The organism is Myxococcales bacterium (genome assembly GCA_016699535.1).
Classification (GTDB): domain Bacteria; phylum Myxococcota_A; class Polyangia; order Polyangiales.
In genome coordinates this window covers 2,482,292-2,498,351 of sequence record CP064980.1, presented here as the reverse complement: position 1 = coordinate 2,498,351, position 16,060 = coordinate 2,482,292, and the positions used below count along the sequence as shown (strand labels likewise).

Sequence of the window (16,060 nt, the reverse complement as noted above, 5' to 3'; positions counted from 1 at the left end):
CGCTTGTAACGAAGGTCACACAGAGCTCATGAACGGACAGCGGGTACTTGTATGTGATGATGAACCCAGCATGCGCAACATGTTGGACGTTCTGCTATCGCGCGAACAGTACAAAGTGAGCACCGTCAGTGGCGCGCTCGAAGCCGCCAAGAAAATCAAAACAAGCGCTCCTTTTGATATTGTCATAACCGATCTATCCATGCCCGATGGCTCCGGCATGGACGTTCTTAAAGCTGCGCGACAGCGCGACCCATCCAGTCAAATCATTTTGATTACAGCATACGCCACGACCGAACAGGCCGTTGAAGCGATGCGTCTTGGCGCCTACGACTATGTTCAAAAACCTTTCAAAAACCACGAACTGCTAGCAACGGTAGAAAAGGCTTTAGAAAAACAAGCCATCGTCAAAGAAAACCAGTCCTTGCGTGTACGCGTTCATGAAGGACAGCGTACTGGAGAGATCATCGGCAAAAGCGCTGTCATGTTGCGCGTGATGACCATGGTCGAAAAAGTAGCCTCCGCACCAAGCAGCGTGCTTATTACCGGCGAAAGCGGCACCGGAAAAGAAATCGTTGCCCGCTCGCTGCACAAGATTGGCGATCGCGCCGCAGCGCCTTTCGTCGTGGTTAACTGCGGCGCTTTGCCAGAAAACCTCATGGAAAGCGAGCTTTTTGGACACGAAAAAGGCTCGTTCACGGGCGCAACATCGAGCAAAGAAGGCCTCATTCGCGCAGCCGATGGTGGAACATTGTTTCTTGATGAAATCGGTGAGTTGCCCATGCCACTGCAAGTAAAAATTCTGCGCGTACTGCAAGAACGCAAAGTGCGCGCCGTGGGCTCCGATGAGGAACAGAGTGTTGATGTCCGCGTGGTCGCTGCGACCAACCGTGATCTTGAAGCCGATGTTGCAGCGAATCTATTTAGGCAAGATTTATTCTATCGGCTGAACGTTATTCGTTTGAGACTTCCCGCTCTGCGCGAGCGCCGGGAAGACATTCCTTTGCTAGCGGAACACTTGCTCGCTAAGCATACGGCCCTTCAAGGTAAAAAAATTAAGTTTTCACCAGAAGCACTAAAAATCCTTCTTGGCCTGCCTTATCCCGGCAATGTTCGAGAACTGGAAAACATTGTCGAGCACGCGGTGACCTTAGCCAGTGGCGACCTTATTCACGCCACAGACTTGCCAGAGGAGTCCCTTGGCGGTTCACCCGAGATTGTTGCTGATTTGCCGACCGACGGAAGTTTTGATTTGGACGCCTATCTTGGGACTATCGAACGTGCCCTGTTGCGCACATCACTCGAGCGCGCAGGCGGCGTACGTACCCAGGCAGCTAAGCTCTTAGGCCTTAGCTTCCGTTCATTTCGTTACCGACTTGCAAAATACGACATGGACGAAGGAGATGAGCATGAGCAAAACGAAAACTAACGTGGCTTCACATTGTAGCCGTGTTATAGTTAAGAACGTGGGATTCATGCGTGCACACAAACGACTACATTCGTCCTCCCAAGCAGGGCTATACGCTCATCGAACTCATGGTCACGGTAGCCATCATCGGCATTTTATCAGCTATCGCAGTTCCGACCTTTACCGCCTACGTCTACAAATCAAAAACCACCGAGGCGGTCACGTTTCTGGCCGAGATCAAACAACGTCAAGAATCCTATCGCGCTGAATTCGGCCAGTATTGCAATGTATCTGGTGCCCCTACCACACGCTGGCCCACTGCCGCCCTCGCCTACGACAGTGTGGATTGGGGAAGCCCGCCGACCAACTGGTCGCAACTCGGAGCATCTCCTGATTCGGCTGTCCGATTCCGTTATTCGACCGTTGCTGGATTTCCTGGGACCGATCCATCGGGCTCCGGTTTCGGAAGCAGCCTAGGTTACGATGGCGGCGACTTTTGGTTTGTCTCTCAAGCAGTGGCCGATCTCGATGAAGATGGAACCACCGTCTTATTTGAATCCTATTCCGCAAGTAGCAGCATTTACATCGATCAAGACAAGGGCTGGGACTAAGCAGGCGCAAAAACAAAGCCTATGTGCACCTAGCAGAAGCTATGAGATCGCGCCGCAAGGCTGCTTCATTACCTTGTAGGTCGATGTACCTGCATCGACAGCTCCGCGGTTGACGGATTTTGTCAGCGCAAGCGCTCAACAATGACATTTTACGTCAGCTTGAAAAGCTAATATTTGGTAAAGAACTTAGAAACCCGGCATAATCCCAGAGCCCAGAACTTGGTACGCGCTTTGCAAAGAACTCGACCAGGCTTCGGTAGCTGTGAGATTCTGGGGCTGAGAAGAAAACACTCAAGGAGGATTTAAGGCATGTCAAAACTATTACGGAAAAAAGAAGGTTTCACACTCATCGAGTTAATGATTGTGGTTGCAATTTTGGGTATCTTGGCCGCGGTCGCCATTCCAGCATTCGTTGGTTATGTTCGTCGTTCCAAGACTTCAGAGGCAACAGGTAACCTCAACGCTCTTTTCAAAGGCGCAGCGAGCTACTACAACCAAGAGCGTAGCACGCAAGGGCTCACTGCAACCGCTGCTGGTAACTGCACGGTGGCTAGTATCGCCTTAACTCCTGCCGATCCAGGTGCGGATAAGCAACAGACTAACTTCATCACGTCAAACGCAGGTTGGGCAGCCCTTGGCTTCGCCGTTGCTGACTTTGTATATTTTGGTTATCAGGTGACTTCTGCAGGCGCTAGCTGCACGAACACTGCATCGGATACCACGATCTACACCTTCGCTGCACATGGTGACCTTGATGGTGATGATACAAACAGCACCTTCGAGCTTGCTATTGGCTCGGATGCAAACAACGAGCTCTACCATTCTCGTGGCTTCTTCATCCAGAACGAGACCGAATAAGTCTAGCTAGTATTGATGGAGAAAAACCCCCGCAAGTCTTTGACTTGCGGGGGTTTTGTTTTTCTGTCGATTTTACGCGGAAAGCTCAGGAGCCATTTTGCAGCAGGCCCTCGAAAAAAATTGTACAATCCCGGCATGTCGCGTGACTACAAAAAGACGGCCCTTGTCCTAGGACTGCTTTGCACATTGGGCATCGGCATGCGAAGTTTCCGCCTGCCCGCGTTAAACTATTACATGGCGCACCAACGCTATGAGGACGTCTACTACGTGCCCCCGAAACAGTGGCTTGCCACCTTTTCGCTTGGACACAAAATGGCACTCTGCGATTTGCTTTGGCTGCGAGCACTAGTCTACTTTGGTGAAGAAATACAACACAAGGGCGAGGTAAAGTATCTCTTCAACTACGTCGATGCCATGCTCCGCTTGGATCCTTATTTTAGGCAGGCCTATCTCTGGGTCGGCAATGTAGCGCTGTACCGTACGGGTAAGATCACCTCAAAAGATGCTTACAAAGCCGCAGACTACCTCAAGAAGGGCGTCGCTCTTTTCCCAGATGATGGCGAGCTTGCTTGGGATTTGGGCGCAACACTTACCTATGAATTGCCTCCGCTACTTGATAACGACGAGGAGAAAAACCGCGCTAAAGCAGATGGGATCCCCTATCTTGAAACGGCGGCACGTCTGGGAGCAGGACCTTCGTGGCTGGCTTTGAGCAACGCTTCTGAACTCAAGCGTTTGGGACAAACCGAACAAGCGCTGCGTCACTTGGTTGAAATCTACGCAACGATCCAGGATCCCGACACAAAGGAAAACATCAAGGCGCAAATCTCGAGCTTAAGCGACCAGGCCTATGCAGAAGCCTTGCAAGCTGCTTTTGCGGAGTTTTCCCGAGAGCGACAGGAGCAATACCCCTACCTAAGCCCCACCCTCTACCTCCTCGTCGGTGAACGCATCGACTTTGAAACAATTGATTTAGAGTGGTATCGAAAGAGCCGTTTATAGAAGGCTTTACCACGCTGAACTGGAGTAACGATTGCCATCGCCACGATTTAGACCCCGATCCCTGCAGGGACTCTCCTTGCTTGAAACTTCGCTTATCGTTGCTGTCGTCGGCAGCGTTCTAGCCATTGGCATCCCGACTTTTTTTAAAAACTTTCGAAGCGACAAAACGGACGAAGCAGTTCAAATCCTTGAACAGATACACAACCATGCCGCCTCCTATTTTGAACAGGTCCATAATCACGGACGACTTCAGCAATGTTTGCCTGAGAAAGCAGGCCCTACCCCGAAGCGCCCCTCGGCAAAGCGCAAGTGGTTGCGCATCGCTAAACTCAAGAAAAAAGCACGCGCTAATTGGAAAATTCTCGGCATCAAAAACGACCAAAAGCTGCGCTACCGCTATTCCTTTCTGCCAACGAAAAGCGGCTGCAACTTGTCTTTTCCGCCACGAACACCGGTGTTTATCGTACGCGCCGAGGGTGACTTAGACGGCGACGGGAACTATTCGCTCTACGAGCGTAAGGCGCAAATGAACCGCAAAGGAAAACTCGTTCCATTTGGTCCACTCATCGTCCGTGACCCCTTAGAATAGGGTCTCACGCATCGCTCCTTAAGGCTGCAGCGAGATGATTTGTTTTGTCGTTTGTCCGGCTTTAATCGAAACGTTGATTGTTTTTTCTAGATTAAAATCTGGATTATGCAATCGGATTTTATGCGAACCAGCGGAAAGCTTAAGGCTCATCTGCGGGGTCACGCCCATAGCTTTGCCATCAACGTATACCTGAGACCAAGGCCGTGAGTTGATTTGCAAGGTACCGGTACCTGCCTTCGAACTCGTCGAACTTTCAGCCTTAGCGCGCGGCCTAGGAGCTCGCTCTGCTTTTTCTGTTACAGAAACTGTTTTGCTAGCGATTGCCGCGTTTTGTTTCCGCAAAGTTGCTTGGATATCAATCGAGCTCTTGCCGCTCGGAACAACAAGGGTCTGCTCAAAAGGCTCATAGCCCTCTTTGTCTACCCTCAAGACCCATGGCCCGTCCTTAAAGTCCACGCTCGTCTCAACAGGAGTGCTGCCTTGAGCATTTTTGTCCTGGCCGCGCGACAAAGTCACCTGCGCACCAATCGGGTCACTACTAACGTGCAAAGCGGCCTTGCTGCTTTGAAGCTTAATTGTGGGCAAGGTCATAAAATGACCTGAAGTTAAATGAATCTGCTTGGTCCAGGGTAAGTAATCACCATTGTGTGTAACTCGAATTTCATAAGTGCCCGGCTCGAGGTCCGCAACGCGAACAGGACTTGGGTCACTAAACAGTTCACCGTCAATATAGACCTGAGCCCCGGCAGGAACAGTCTCCAAAAGGAAGCCACTGTTCGTCGTAGCTTGCATTCCGGGCGATGTACTTGAACCAATTGGTCTCAAGCGAACCGTTGGAAGCTCCAACACTTGCCCAGGATTAACCTTTAGTGTGGTAGCCCAGGGCTCATATCCTGTTTTACGGACTTCAAGATTATGCTCTTTGCCCGGCTCAACATCAGTCACCACAAACGGGCTTGAAAGTGAGGAGACCGGACGGTTGTCTAATAGCACAACGGGATCCGTCGGTTCGGTCGAAAGCTGCAGGATCGCACCCTTGCTCGGCCAAAAGTAAACCGCCAGCACCACCGCAACTACCACGACGCCAAGCCCCGGGATCAGCTTCCTTCGATCCAAGCCCTGAGGAGAAAGAGCTCTGGAAATCGTAGAAGACCAGGGAATAAAGGGTCGTCCGCCTGAAACCGCGGAACGTGGAGCACGCGAAAATGGTTTTTCAGCAGCCTTAGTAGGCTCGTCGTCCGTCTCGTCGTAAAGACGTGTGTCGGGCTCATCATCTACCCAAGTGACTTCAGAACTGGACACATTCATCGCAGCGCTCTTCGCTGCCGTACCAGTCGCAGCTTCCCGCAAAGGCGGCGGTATAGAAACACGTTTTGCGTTTTGATTTAAGAAACCAGGCGGTGGAGGCGCACTCGGAACAAAGGATTGTGTTTCTGGCGCATTGCTCGTAGAATCCTTTTCTTTTTTTGAGGTCGAAGATTCCAGAGCCGGTTCGGCTACTTTGGCTTGCTCTATCGTTTTAGCCACGGACTGAAACTCGTGAGCATAAAGTTTAATTTGCTCCGCTTCCTTTTTATTCTCTGCTTCGATTTCTTCTTTAAACTGCTCTTTCATATACGCTTTAAGTTCCTTTGGCGAAAACGACTGACCACTGGCGTATAAAAAGCTTTCAAGGTCATCTCGGATTTGAAGTGCACTTGATTGACGATCAGCTGCATCCTTTGAAAGTGAGCGAAGCACGATATGTTCAAGTTCTTCAGGAATACGACGGTTGTAAGTGCTCGGCGGCATGATCTCCACATTGCGCACTTTCTCAAGTGTAGAGAAATCACTTTCACCGACGAACAAGCGTTCGTTGGTTAAAAGCTCGTACAGACAAATCCCCAAAGCAAAAACATCACTGCGCTGATCCAAAGGCAGTCCCCTCACCTGCTCGGGCGACATATAGCTAAACTTGCCCTTGAGGATGCCGGCCTCTGTCTTACTTACTTTGCCTGCTGCCTTAGCCACGCCAAAATCAATGATTTTTACTTCACCGTCATAGGAAACAAGGATATTTTGCTGTGATACGTCTCGGTGCACAAGATTCAACGGTTCACCATCCGAAGTGCGCTTGTTGTGAGCGAAATCCAAGCCTTCGCACACTTTCATCATGATAGAACAGGCAAAGGGTATGGACAGAGGGCTGCCTTGTTTGCGCGCCCGGTCAAAAAGCACGCGAAGGTCTTTTCCTCGGATATACTCAAGCGCAATGTAATAGCTGTCCTCAACTTTGCCTAAATCAAAGACGCGGGCGATGTTGGGATGATGAAGCTGAGCAGCAATTCGGCTTCATCGACAAACATTGTAATAAAGGATTCATCGGCCGCGATACTCGGAAGAATCCGTTTGACGGCAACAAAACGCTCGAAGCCTTTTTCACCAAGCGCCATGGCTTTGTAAACTTCAGCCATGCCGCCCACGTTGATTCTGTCGAGTAATAAGTAGTTGCCAAAGGGTATAGGCTTTGTCACGTCGTAAGCCTTTGCATCGTCAGTTGTTCCAATAGCGGCGAGTTTCGGAGAGGCCGGCAGTTTCCGGGATGAAAGGTACATGGGTCAAGACTTTCTGTGTTCAAATTGAAGCAAAAACGTTCGAATGCAACTATTTCTGCTTTCACTGTGACTTTGCACCATGTACAAGGCAACGCGAGCTCAGGGATCTGCTTGCTTGGGTGCATCTTCTGCTTTCTCTTCCATTCCAGGCGCCCGAAAGCGAGGTTTATGTTCTTCGGGAAAGTAACGTACCCGTTTGCCCTGCGCATAAGCCCACCGATGATAGGGCAACGGCGTGTTGTCAGGAAAAATCACTTCAGCCAAGCCTGTTTCGAGCGCTACGAAGGCTTTTTTCTCGGTATTTTCGTCAATCGCGCTTGCATGACCATCAAGGCCAGCCAGGCCGAGTTTCGTCGAAAAAACAAAGCGCTGCTCGTCATTTAGGCTTATCGCTTCGCGGATACCCATGGCTGCAAACAAGGCCGCCAAGGGCCGTTTGTCTTGAGAATGACGCTCTGCGTAAACAAGAAAGCCATCCTGGTCCACCCCGACTGCGACGCTCGTAGAGTTATCCTTTGACTGCAAGCGATCGCCATAGGCTAAGGCCTCGGCCTGATCTGGCAGCTTCCCTACGCCAAACTGAAATCCGAAGCCTAATTTACTTTTCTGGACATACAACGCCAGGCGCCTATGTTTCTCGCGCTTAGGCGCCGTAAGAAAAGCAAGGACATCCTTGCCTTCGGAAGTCTCACTGTTCTGCGGTAGGACTCGGTTCGGATCCACACGAAGCAGCCACGTGCAATTCCCATCATGGCTCTTCAGGCAAGCGCGTGCAAAAGCATGCGGCCAACCACGGTGTGGCAGTCCTTTGGTTGAAAACTCGATGTTTTGATTTGCAACATTAAGTTTGGGGCCCGGAAGAACAGGTCGCAACGTCAAATAGAAAAAGTCACGGGGATCACGGCGAATGTAACGTGGAAAGCGCATCATCGCCATGGTGCGCACAGCCTTGCGGGAACGTGCGATGTAACGATTGGTATCGGGTACAGCCATCGTGGCTTGAAAATCGTCTTCATCAGGCTCCGTGTTCACAAAGTCATCGGGCCTGGGCAAAACGTTATAAAACTCAAAACCAGTGTGCTTGCTGTTCATATCAAGATGAAGACCTCGCAAGCATCGCGCCGCAAGCATCGCCGCACCCAAGGCATCAGCTCCCATGGATTTCCCCCAGAAAAAAGCCAAAAAGCCCTCTTCTGTGACACACAGCCCCGAACGATCGATATAGGTTTGCTCCCCAGCATGTTGTGGAGCGGCTCCCCACCACCATCGTTTCCAGGGATTGTACACGCCATCTTCAACCACGCTCGTGAGATTTTGTCGCATCGCAACCATGTCTTCTGGAATCTGCCGCGTTGCAGCAGCTTCATCGTAACCACCCGAACCTCCCGGAGGCGGCGGCCATGATCCCATCCCGACATGACCATCATCGTAAACAGCAACCGTTGCAGCCCAAGGCTTGGGCGGTAAGTACACCCGTCCATCGGCCATCATTCCAAACTCACCATGCAAGGCCTGAAACCCACCGTTAAAGCGCCAACGAGATGCCTCATCGTAAAAGTCATCGCGAGGATCCTTCCTGTCCCTGTCTCTCCGGTCGCGCTTTCAGGCTCTTTGGTTCCCATCGCAATATGAAGCTGCACTTGACGAGGATCCCACATGGTAATGTAAACACGCGTAAATCGACGTTCTTCGTCCGTACGAATAAAGGTCTGCACGAAAGCCGCGGGACTGCCAGGATAACTTCTCACATAAGGATCGTTTTTGATCACCAGCCATTTGCCCTCACCGGCAATCGGAGGACTTAGAGCAGGCCGAAGCGCCTGGGGTGGCCAGCCCATCTCAGGATCCGTTGCTTCAAGCAAATACTTTCCGGCTTTCAGCCCCAGGTCCTCGGCCGCTTCACTCGCACTATCGCTTCCAAAAACCCGGAACGATACACGGTGAACAAAATCTTCAAGGCTAAAACACACGGTGCTCCAACCACTCGATAGGGGCAGGCCCGATCCAGGAAACTTTACGAACCGTATCGACCAACCAGGTAATCAATCCAGGTTGCGCTTTTTCCGTCGGTCTGCGCACAAGTCCGTGCACGCTTAGATCCCTTTGCAAATCGCCTTCACCTAGCTCAAGCAACTGGTCGTTGTTTGCAACGAGCAAATGATTCTTACGTGCATACAGTCGCAGCGTTTTACTGGCTTGGCTCAACTGAAACCTGGTTTTCCCAAAGCCCTCAAAGCGTCCAAACTCCTGATAATTTGAAATGGCATTTTGCAAACGCGCAAACCACGGCCAAGCCGTCTCTTTTGCGCCTTCTCCCCGCAAATCAAGAACAGTGACCGCATCGAATCCGTCACCTACGCGTGAAGCATACGCAGCAAAATGGCCAAACAACCTGAGCATGCTCTCATCCGCGCTACTTGTGCGCGTCAGGTTTCTAAGATGACTAAGATCCCATAGTTGCCCAGAGCCGCCCTCGCGAACAGTTGCATAGTACAGATCATAGGCCTCGTTGTTTGTTTTACCCAAAAACAATATCGGACTTTGAAGCACAACTTTCTTTGGGGGGTCCATACGCAACACCGAGTCTTGCTTCACAACGATGCCCTCTGGCTCAAGCAGCTCCGAAAGCGCTTTGCCCAAATGCTCATTCCTAGCTTGACTGCCTTGCAGAGCCCAAACAACCCCAAGCACGACACACGCAGCGAGGAGCCAGCGTCGTTTTAGGAAATAGTCTTGAACAATGGCAAGCACGATAAACTACACACAGCGTGCGTATCGTGGGTCGCCAGGCTGCAATGCAAGCTGATCACGAATATCGTTGTAACGCGTACTTACCGTATTGGCGTTAACGCCGTAACGCTTTGCTACCGAAGAGCGGGTAACTCCATCGATCTTGTTAACCAATACAATGGCGTACTCTACTGCAGCCGCATAAGCCTCGGGCTTGTTAACCCGAACGCTCTTGCTCTCTTTGTAGTCGTTCCAAAGCGCCACCGCTGAATGAAACATATCCTGTGGCAGGCCAGCTTGTTCCATCTCTTGCGCTAAGACATCAAGCACTTGACTTGACCGAGTATATTTGGATTGGCCATAAGTCGCTTTTTCCTCTCCATCGTCTTCACGTATAGGCGATGGCAATTCTGAAAAACCAGCTCCGCGTCTACTCGCACTAAACGCTGGCGCACTGTCAAAAAGTTCGTGTGGACCCTGCGGCTGTGGGGCTCCTTCATCAATCCAAAGAGCAAGCTCTCGATGACCTCTATTACTTGGAGCTGCATCCAGGGCAAGTTGCGCCAATGCCTGTGCTTCATCAAGCTCGCCTAAGCCCGCGAGACAGTGCGCAAGCGACGCAGTGATTTCATGTTCTGTTGGCGCATGTTCATGCGCCTTTCGCAAATGAGAGACGGCTTCAAATGAAGCGCCCAAAGCCACATCAAGCAGATGACCCAAGTTGTGATGATACCATGGATTCTTCGGGGCCACTTGAAGCGCACGACGGTAAGCTGCAACAGCCGCACCGTAGTTACCCAAAAGCGTTTGGCACAAACCAAGCAGCGCATGCGCAACATCGTCGTTGGAAGTTGTCTTAAGAACCCGTCGTAAATAAAGAGCAGCTTTCCAAGGATTTTCCTCGAGCCACAACTCGGCAAGATTACGATAAGCAAACAAACTTAGGTCGCTGCCTTCGTTGGCGTGCTCGGCGATGCGTTGCAAGACAGGTTCAACCTTCGAGCGTTCACAGGATTTTGCAAGCATGCCTTCGGCACGTTTGCGCAGCTCCATTAAATTCGGTTGATGTGCTTCGCCTTTCATCGTTTCGACCTATAGCGTGGCGTCCAAAGCGTGGCAAGAGCGAGATTCATTTTACTCTGGCTGCTCTTTTTGAAGGATGGCAATGAAGGAATCCGCCAACACGCGTAAAGGGGAAGCGAGCGCAGCTTTCTTGGCCCGCTCCTGCACGCGCCTCGCAAAAGGCACAAAAGAGAGCGTGGGGAGCTGCTCAGCAAGACCAAGGCCACGACACTCCAGCAAACGTGCTCCAGCAGGGACAATCTTTCGCACCACCCAAGGGCTTATCCAGGTCTCTGCTAGCAGGTTTGCCCCTCGACCAACCGCCAAGCTTAATTTTCGAGTAACAAAGTTCAAACTCAACACGTTATTAAACTCCGCCACGACGTACCCACCAGGCCGAGCCACTCGCACCATCTCGCGAAGCACAACTGGCGTATCGAACTGACTTGCAAAGCCATCGAAACAACAGACCACATCGAAGGAATGATCTTCAAAAGGAAGTTTTGTTACCGAAGCTTCATGCAGAGCAATCGATGAATCGTTCAAATCGGCTGACTTTTTCTCCACCACCACTTCAACTTCACGACTAAGGCCTTGCAAAGCATTGAGCACGTCAACGCGCCCACTGCCCAGGACGAGGATCTTTCGGTGTCGCGCAAGCTCTTGGATACTCTGAAAGCGCAAACGATCGACTGTCATTGCAAAGTACGGCAACGCCTCGCCTTCACGTTTAAAGTCCACCTCGTTGTATTGGGTACGCATTCAGTAAAATCCCCACCCCTCTATGCCACACTTGATGCACAAGAGACAGCCTACGGTGGCCCCTCTTAACCATGCCTTCTATAGGTCTACAATCAATTGCTCACGGTGCAAGCGTTCGCTGCAAAAAAATCGGTTTTTTTGTTGCTCTCAAAAACCACAAAGACCGGTTGGGAGTTTGGCGTTTCTGAGATTCTCTGCCATAATGCAAAATGAACGGCCAAGATACCGATCGAGACAAAGAGCACGCTGAAACGCACGCATTCAGTGACGATCCAGACGACGAATTCGAATACGAACGACGGCCATCAAGCTTCGAGCGGATTTTGCCCGAACTACTACGCAAAGGCTTCGAGAAAGGCATCGAAGCAGGATTAAACACCTTAAACCGCACCGATGGTGCTTTGCGCGGAGTGGTAGGCGACGCAAGACTCCCCAAGGAAATGGCCAACTATGTCTTTGCGCAGGTCGATGACACCAAGAAAGCTATTTTGAAAATCGTAGCACGCGAAGTCCGCGACGTCCTGCACGCCACAGACATTGTAAGCGAACTAGAAAAAGCCCTGCAAAACCTCACAGTCGACCTGCACACGGAAATACGCTTCAAAAAGAGCAAAGACGGCGAGCGCCTTGAGCCCCAGGTTAAAAGCACATCCTCCACAAGCTCGCAAAAGACAAAAGAATAGCGGACTCTTATTCAATACTAAGATGCTCGATAGTCACGGCCTGCTTCGGTGTGTTACTCGGCGGACCGCTTTGAGGCACACGCGCAATCTTAGCCACGAGCGAGAGCGGTTCACATTCGCCGAAAATGGTGAAGCTGTTCATTTGGTCCAAATGAGGGGCTGCTCCATCCGTAATAAAAAATTGGGCGCCGTTTGTGTGAGGGCCCCGATTGGCCATACAAAGCAGACCAGCTTTGTCGTGCTTTAAACCTTCCACCATCTCATCTTTGATCGCATAGCCGGGCGTGCCTCGACCATCACCCACGATGTCGCCTCCTTGAATCATGAAACCTGGAATCACTCGATGGAAAGTCGTGCCATCAAAATAAGGACCTTTCTGCCAACTGCCCAGCTTCGGATCCCAAAACGGACGTAAGCCCCGGGCAAGTCCAACAAAGTTGGCAACTGTGTTTGGTGTCTTGCCAGCAAAAAGCTTACAGCTAAGCGTACCCAAGGAAGTCACTATCTTTGCCTGAACGTTCTTCTTATTCCGAAGGCCCGCCGTGGCTTGCGACAAGGAAAATTTGCCATCCAGAGGATCGGGTGAGCTTGGCTCCAATTGCAATGCGGACGAATCAGACAAATCGCTGGACGCTGCTTTTGAGATAGGCTGACCTGGAACATTATTAAATCGAACCTGCGTTCCATCGACGATGCCCTGCTTCTGAACAAAACCGGCGTTCACCTCGAGCACATATTGCGAAAGCCCTTCGACACGTCGAGGTATTGTGGTGAGCGGCTCTGCGTATTGCACACTGCCAAGAACTCGGTACTCATCGGTAATAAAGATCATATCGAGCGGCAAATAGGTATTCTTCATCCAAAATCTCAAGCGCGTGGGTCGTTCAAACAAAAACAGCATACCTTGCGTTTCTGGAAGTTCTTTTCGAAACATAAGGCCACGGCTCCGCTCGGCCTCTGTCTGCGCAAGCTCAACTTGCACCGTTACAGCTGCTTGACCCGGCGGACTCAAGGTCACCGAAGCCAGGCTCGCTTTGCTTGCGGGAGCATCGTCCTCGGCTTGCTGTTGTGTTGAGCTGTTTTCCTTTTGGGCAGACGGAGCGTTCTTGTTGCACGACGCCATCGCAAAAAGGACGATAAGAAGTAATTTGTTCGCCATGCTCCGGACGTAGCACAGCTTTCGGCATCAAAACACAGCCTCTTTGGAGCCTCGTTGATTCGCACTCCAAAAACCGCACGGAACGTGCGATGCTGAGGGCCATGTCAAAGCAAGTTGGAAAGGTTTATTTACTTGGGGCTGGGCCGGGCGATCCTGGCCTTATTACCTGCAAAGCTCTGCGTCTCCTTGAAGAAGCCGACGTGGTGCTCCACGATGCTTTGATTCATCCCGAGCTACTCCGGCATTGCAAAACAGGTGCGCAAGTACGCTTTGTTGGCAAACGCGGCGGCGACCCCAAAAACCGCCAAAGTAGCATCAACGAAGCGCTCATTGACGAAGCGCGAGCCGGCCATACAGTGGTACGGCTCAAAGGAGGCGACCCCTTCCTCTTTGGTCGAGGCTCTGAAGAAGCTGAAGCGCTCGGTGCGGCAGGGATTCCTTTTGAAGTCGTCCCAGGCGTGCCCTCCCCGATGGCCGCTACCGCCTATGCCGGCATCTCCCTGACCCACCGTGAGCTTTCAAGCAGCGTCGCCTATGTCACCGCCACTGAATCTCCTGAAAAAGATCGCAGCGCACACGATTGGGCAAAACTCGCCACCGCTACTCAAACGCTGGTCTTGTTTATGGGCATGCGCAAGCTTGATGTATTGATGCAGCTACTGATGGAACACGGCAGAGCAGCAGACACCCCCGCAGCAGTCGTGCAGTCGGCTTCGCTTCCTTCACAGCGCACCATCATCGGCCAAGTCAGCACCATCGCCAAGCTGGCCCAAGACGCGAACATCGGCATGCCAGCACTTACCATAGTCGGCGACGTGGTTTCGCTGCGTCATCGCTTGCGCTGGTACGATCGAAAAGCCTTGTTTGGCAAACGCATCTGGGTAACACGCATGAGCCATCAAGCCTCCGACTTTTCTGCCTTGTTGCGTGATGCTGGCGCCATGCCCCTTGAAGCCGCAACCATCGTCTTAGAGTCGCTAGCGCAATCGGCTCAAGTACGCGCCGCAATTAAAACACTCGAAGACTACCGCTGGGTCCTATTCACCAGCGCCAACGGCGTACACTGCTTTTTCGAAGCGCTACAAAACGAAGGCCTCGATGCGCGCGCTTTTGGCCATGGGAAAATCGCCACCATCGGCCCTGCCACGGCCATGGCCTTGAAGCACTATGGTCTGCGGGCCGACATCACACCGCAAGAATATGTCGCCGAAAGCCTGACCGAAGCACTTTTAGCAAGCGATAGCAAAGGCCTAAAAGGCGCAAAGGTATTGATAGCCCGTGCACAAAGCGCGCGCGACGTCCTGCCAAAGACGCTGAAGGAAGCCGGAGCAACAGTCGATGTGCTCGCGGTCTACCGCACAAAACAGCCCACCGAAGAAGCGATTCAAGAACTCAAGCAATCCATCGTGAACCGCCAAGTGGATGCGGTCACCTTCACATCATCATCCACCGTCGAGCACGCTGTACAGTTACTTGGAAACGAAGCTAAAGATCTGCTAAGTCAATTAGTCATCGCTTGTATCGGCCCCATCACGGCACAGACCGCTAAAAACATGGGCCTTAAAGTCGACGTGCAAGCAAAAGTTACACGACTACTGGGCTGATCGAAGCCCTGGAGGCATACTACAGTCATGAGTGATCTCGTCTTTAGGCCAAGGCGCTTGCGCCGCAATGAAAGCATCCGCGCTTTAGTGCGAGAAACCGAAGTTAAAGCTTCCCAGCTTATTTTACCGCTCTTTGTGGTGCCGGGCTCCGGTATCAAAAAAGAAATTGCTTCGCTGCCTGGCGTATTTCACCTAAGCGCAGACCGAGCAGTTGATGCCGCGAAACAAGCGGCGGACAAGGGACTCGGCGGGATTATCCTGTTTGGTATACCCGAGCGCAAAGATGCCGAAGGCAGCTCCGCTTGGGATCCCAAAGGCCCAGTCGCCCAAAGTATCGTCGCCATCAAAAAAGCAGTTCCACACTTGGTTGTGATCACCGACGTGTGCATGTGCGAGTACACCAATCACGGCCATTGCGGCGTGCTTGAAAAAGACCGCAACGGAGAGCTTCAAGTAAACAACGATGCAACGCTCACGCTTTTGCAAAAAGAGGCGCTTTGCCATGCCGAAGCAGGAGCCGACATTGTAGCACCCAGCGACATGATGGACGGCCGCATCGGCAGCATTCGTGCCACCCTCGATAACAAAGGGTTTGATCAAGTTGCTATCCTCAGTTACGCCATCAAATACGCCAGCGCTTTTTACGGACCCTTTCGCGATGCAGCGCAAAGTGCGCCTTCTGAAGGAGACCGACGTGGCTACCAAATGGATCCGGCCAACCGCCGTGAAGCCATGCGTGAGCTTATGCTCGATATCGAACAAGGTGCCGACATGGTCATGGTCAAGCCGGCTCTGCCCTACCTTGATATTGTAAGCGACGTGCGCGATGCGGTGGATGTGCCAGTGGTGGCCTATCAAGTCAGCGGCGAGTACGCGATGATCAAACACGCAGCTGCTGCCGGTGCCCTCGATGAAGAAGCCGCCATGCGTGAATCACTCACCGCCATCAAACGTGCCGGCGCTGACCTTATCATCACTTACTTCGCTAATTATTTTTAACG

15 protein-coding genes and 2 pseudogenes are annotated in these 16,060 nt (G+C 51.8%); 8 read left to right on the top strand and 9 right to left on the bottom strand.

The window, feature by feature from the left end; translation table 11 throughout:
- Nucleotides 1-28 precede the first annotated feature (28 nt).
- The 5 genes from IPJ88_11815 (at nucleotide 29) to IPJ88_11795 (ending at nucleotide 4,465) form a co-directional block, all read left to right on the top strand.
- Entirely contained in the window at nucleotides 29-1,426 is a 1,398-nt protein-coding gene (locus tag IPJ88_11815; GenBank protein QQR88903.1) for a sigma-54-dependent Fis family transcriptional regulator, read from the top strand.
- A gap of 107 nt (nucleotides 1,427-1,533) precedes the next feature.
- Nucleotides 1,534-2,016, top strand: a complete 483-nt coding sequence (locus IPJ88_11810) for a hypothetical protein (GenBank protein ID QQR92032.1) — start codon at nucleotides 1,534-1,536, stop codon at nucleotides 2,014-2,016.
- 309 nt (nucleotides 2,017-2,325) lie between these two features.
- On the top strand, nucleotides 2,326-2,874 hold the full coding sequence (locus tag IPJ88_11805) for a prepilin-type N-terminal cleavage/methylation domain-containing protein (GenBank protein QQR88902.1): 549 nt from the start codon (nucleotides 2,326-2,328) through the stop codon (nucleotides 2,872-2,874).
- A 135-nt stretch (nucleotides 2,875-3,009) separates the two neighbouring features.
- The gene (locus IPJ88_11800; protein ID QQR88901.1) at nucleotides 3,010-3,876 is read left to right on the top strand and encodes a hypothetical protein; all 867 of its coding nucleotides are present in this window, start codon (nucleotides 3,010-3,012) and stop codon (nucleotides 3,874-3,876) included.
- A 76-nt stretch (nucleotides 3,877-3,952) separates the two neighbouring features.
- Nucleotides 3,953-4,465 carry a hypothetical protein gene (locus tag IPJ88_11795; protein ID QQR88900.1) on the top strand — a complete coding sequence of 171 codons (513 nt, stop codon included), beginning with the start codon at nucleotides 3,953-3,955 and terminating at the stop codon, nucleotides 4,463-4,465.
- An 18-nt stretch (nucleotides 4,466-4,483) separates the two neighbouring features.
- Here the strand turns inward: IPJ88_11795 and IPJ88_11790 are convergent, their stop codons facing one another.
- The 8 genes and pseudogenes from IPJ88_11790 to IPJ88_11755 all read right to left on the bottom strand — a co-directional run bounded on the left by IPJ88_11790 (nucleotide 4,484) and on the right by IPJ88_11755 (nucleotide 11,613).
- Nucleotides 4,484-4,894, bottom strand: coding sequence for a PEGA domain-containing protein (locus IPJ88_11790; protein QQR92031.1), 411 nt, complete (start codon nucleotides 4,892-4,894; stop codon nucleotides 4,484-4,486).
- A 165-nt stretch (nucleotides 4,895-5,059) separates the two neighbouring features.
- Nucleotides 5,060-5,257 (bottom strand): annotated as a pseudogene (locus tag IPJ88_11785) (PEGA domain-containing protein).
- A gap of 768 nt (nucleotides 5,258-6,025) precedes the next feature.
- Nucleotides 6,026-7,059: pseudogene (locus IPJ88_11780) on the bottom strand (serine/threonine protein kinase).
- A gap of 99 nt (nucleotides 7,060-7,158) precedes the next feature.
- Nucleotides 7,159-8,568, bottom strand: coding sequence for a hypothetical protein (locus IPJ88_11775; protein QQR88899.1), 1,410 nt, complete (start codon nucleotides 8,566-8,568; stop codon nucleotides 7,159-7,161).
- Entirely contained in the window at nucleotides 8,547-9,029 is a 483-nt protein-coding gene (locus tag IPJ88_11770) for a hypothetical protein (protein ID QQR88898.1), read from the bottom strand. Before IPJ88_11770 ends, IPJ88_11775 begins: the two co-directional genes overlap by 22 nt.
- Entirely contained in the window at nucleotides 9,019-9,810 is a 792-nt protein-coding gene (locus IPJ88_11765; GenBank protein QQR88897.1) for a hypothetical protein, read from the bottom strand. The genes IPJ88_11770 and IPJ88_11765 overlap by 11 nt, the downstream gene beginning before the upstream one ends.
- Nucleotides 9,811-9,816: 6 nt before the next feature.
- On the bottom strand, nucleotides 9,817-10,872 hold the full coding sequence (locus IPJ88_11760; protein ID QQR88896.1) for a tetratricopeptide repeat protein: 1,056 nt from the start codon (nucleotides 10,870-10,872) through the stop codon (nucleotides 9,817-9,819).
- A gap of 51 nt (nucleotides 10,873-10,923) precedes the next feature.
- The gene (locus tag IPJ88_11755; protein QQR88895.1) at nucleotides 10,924-11,613 is read right to left on the bottom strand and encodes a class I SAM-dependent methyltransferase; all 690 of its coding nucleotides are present in this window, start codon (nucleotides 11,611-11,613) and stop codon (nucleotides 10,924-10,926) included.
- Between the two features lie 209 nt (nucleotides 11,614-11,822).
- Here IPJ88_11755 and IPJ88_11750 point away from each other — a divergent pair, with 209 nt between their 5' ends.
- Nucleotides 11,823-12,296 carry a hypothetical protein gene (locus IPJ88_11750; protein ID QQR88894.1) on the top strand — a complete coding sequence of 158 codons (474 nt, stop codon included), beginning with the start codon at nucleotides 11,823-11,825 and terminating at the stop codon, nucleotides 12,294-12,296.
- Nucleotides 12,297-12,303: 7 nt separating this feature from the next.
- Here IPJ88_11750 and IPJ88_11745 read toward each other — a convergent pair whose 3' ends face one another.
- Nucleotides 12,304-13,062, bottom strand: coding sequence for a peptidylprolyl isomerase (locus IPJ88_11745; GenBank protein QQR92030.1), 759 nt, complete (start codon nucleotides 13,060-13,062; stop codon nucleotides 12,304-12,306).
- A gap of 494 nt (nucleotides 13,063-13,556) precedes the next feature.
- On the opposite strand from IPJ88_11745, the gene cobA reads away from it, so the two are divergent.
- Nucleotides 13,557-15,059 carry a uroporphyrinogen-III C-methyltransferase gene (gene cobA, locus IPJ88_11740; protein ID QQR88893.1) on the top strand — a complete coding sequence of 501 codons (1,503 nt, stop codon included), beginning with the start codon at nucleotides 13,557-13,559 and terminating at the stop codon, nucleotides 15,057-15,059.
- Nucleotides 15,060-15,086: 27 nt separating this feature from the next.
- Complete coding sequence (hemB, locus tag IPJ88_11735) at nucleotides 15,087-16,058, top strand: porphobilinogen synthase (GenBank protein ID QQR88892.1); 972 nt, start codon at nucleotides 15,087-15,089, stop codon at nucleotides 16,056-16,058.
- Nucleotides 16,059-16,060: the final 2 nt, after the last annotated feature.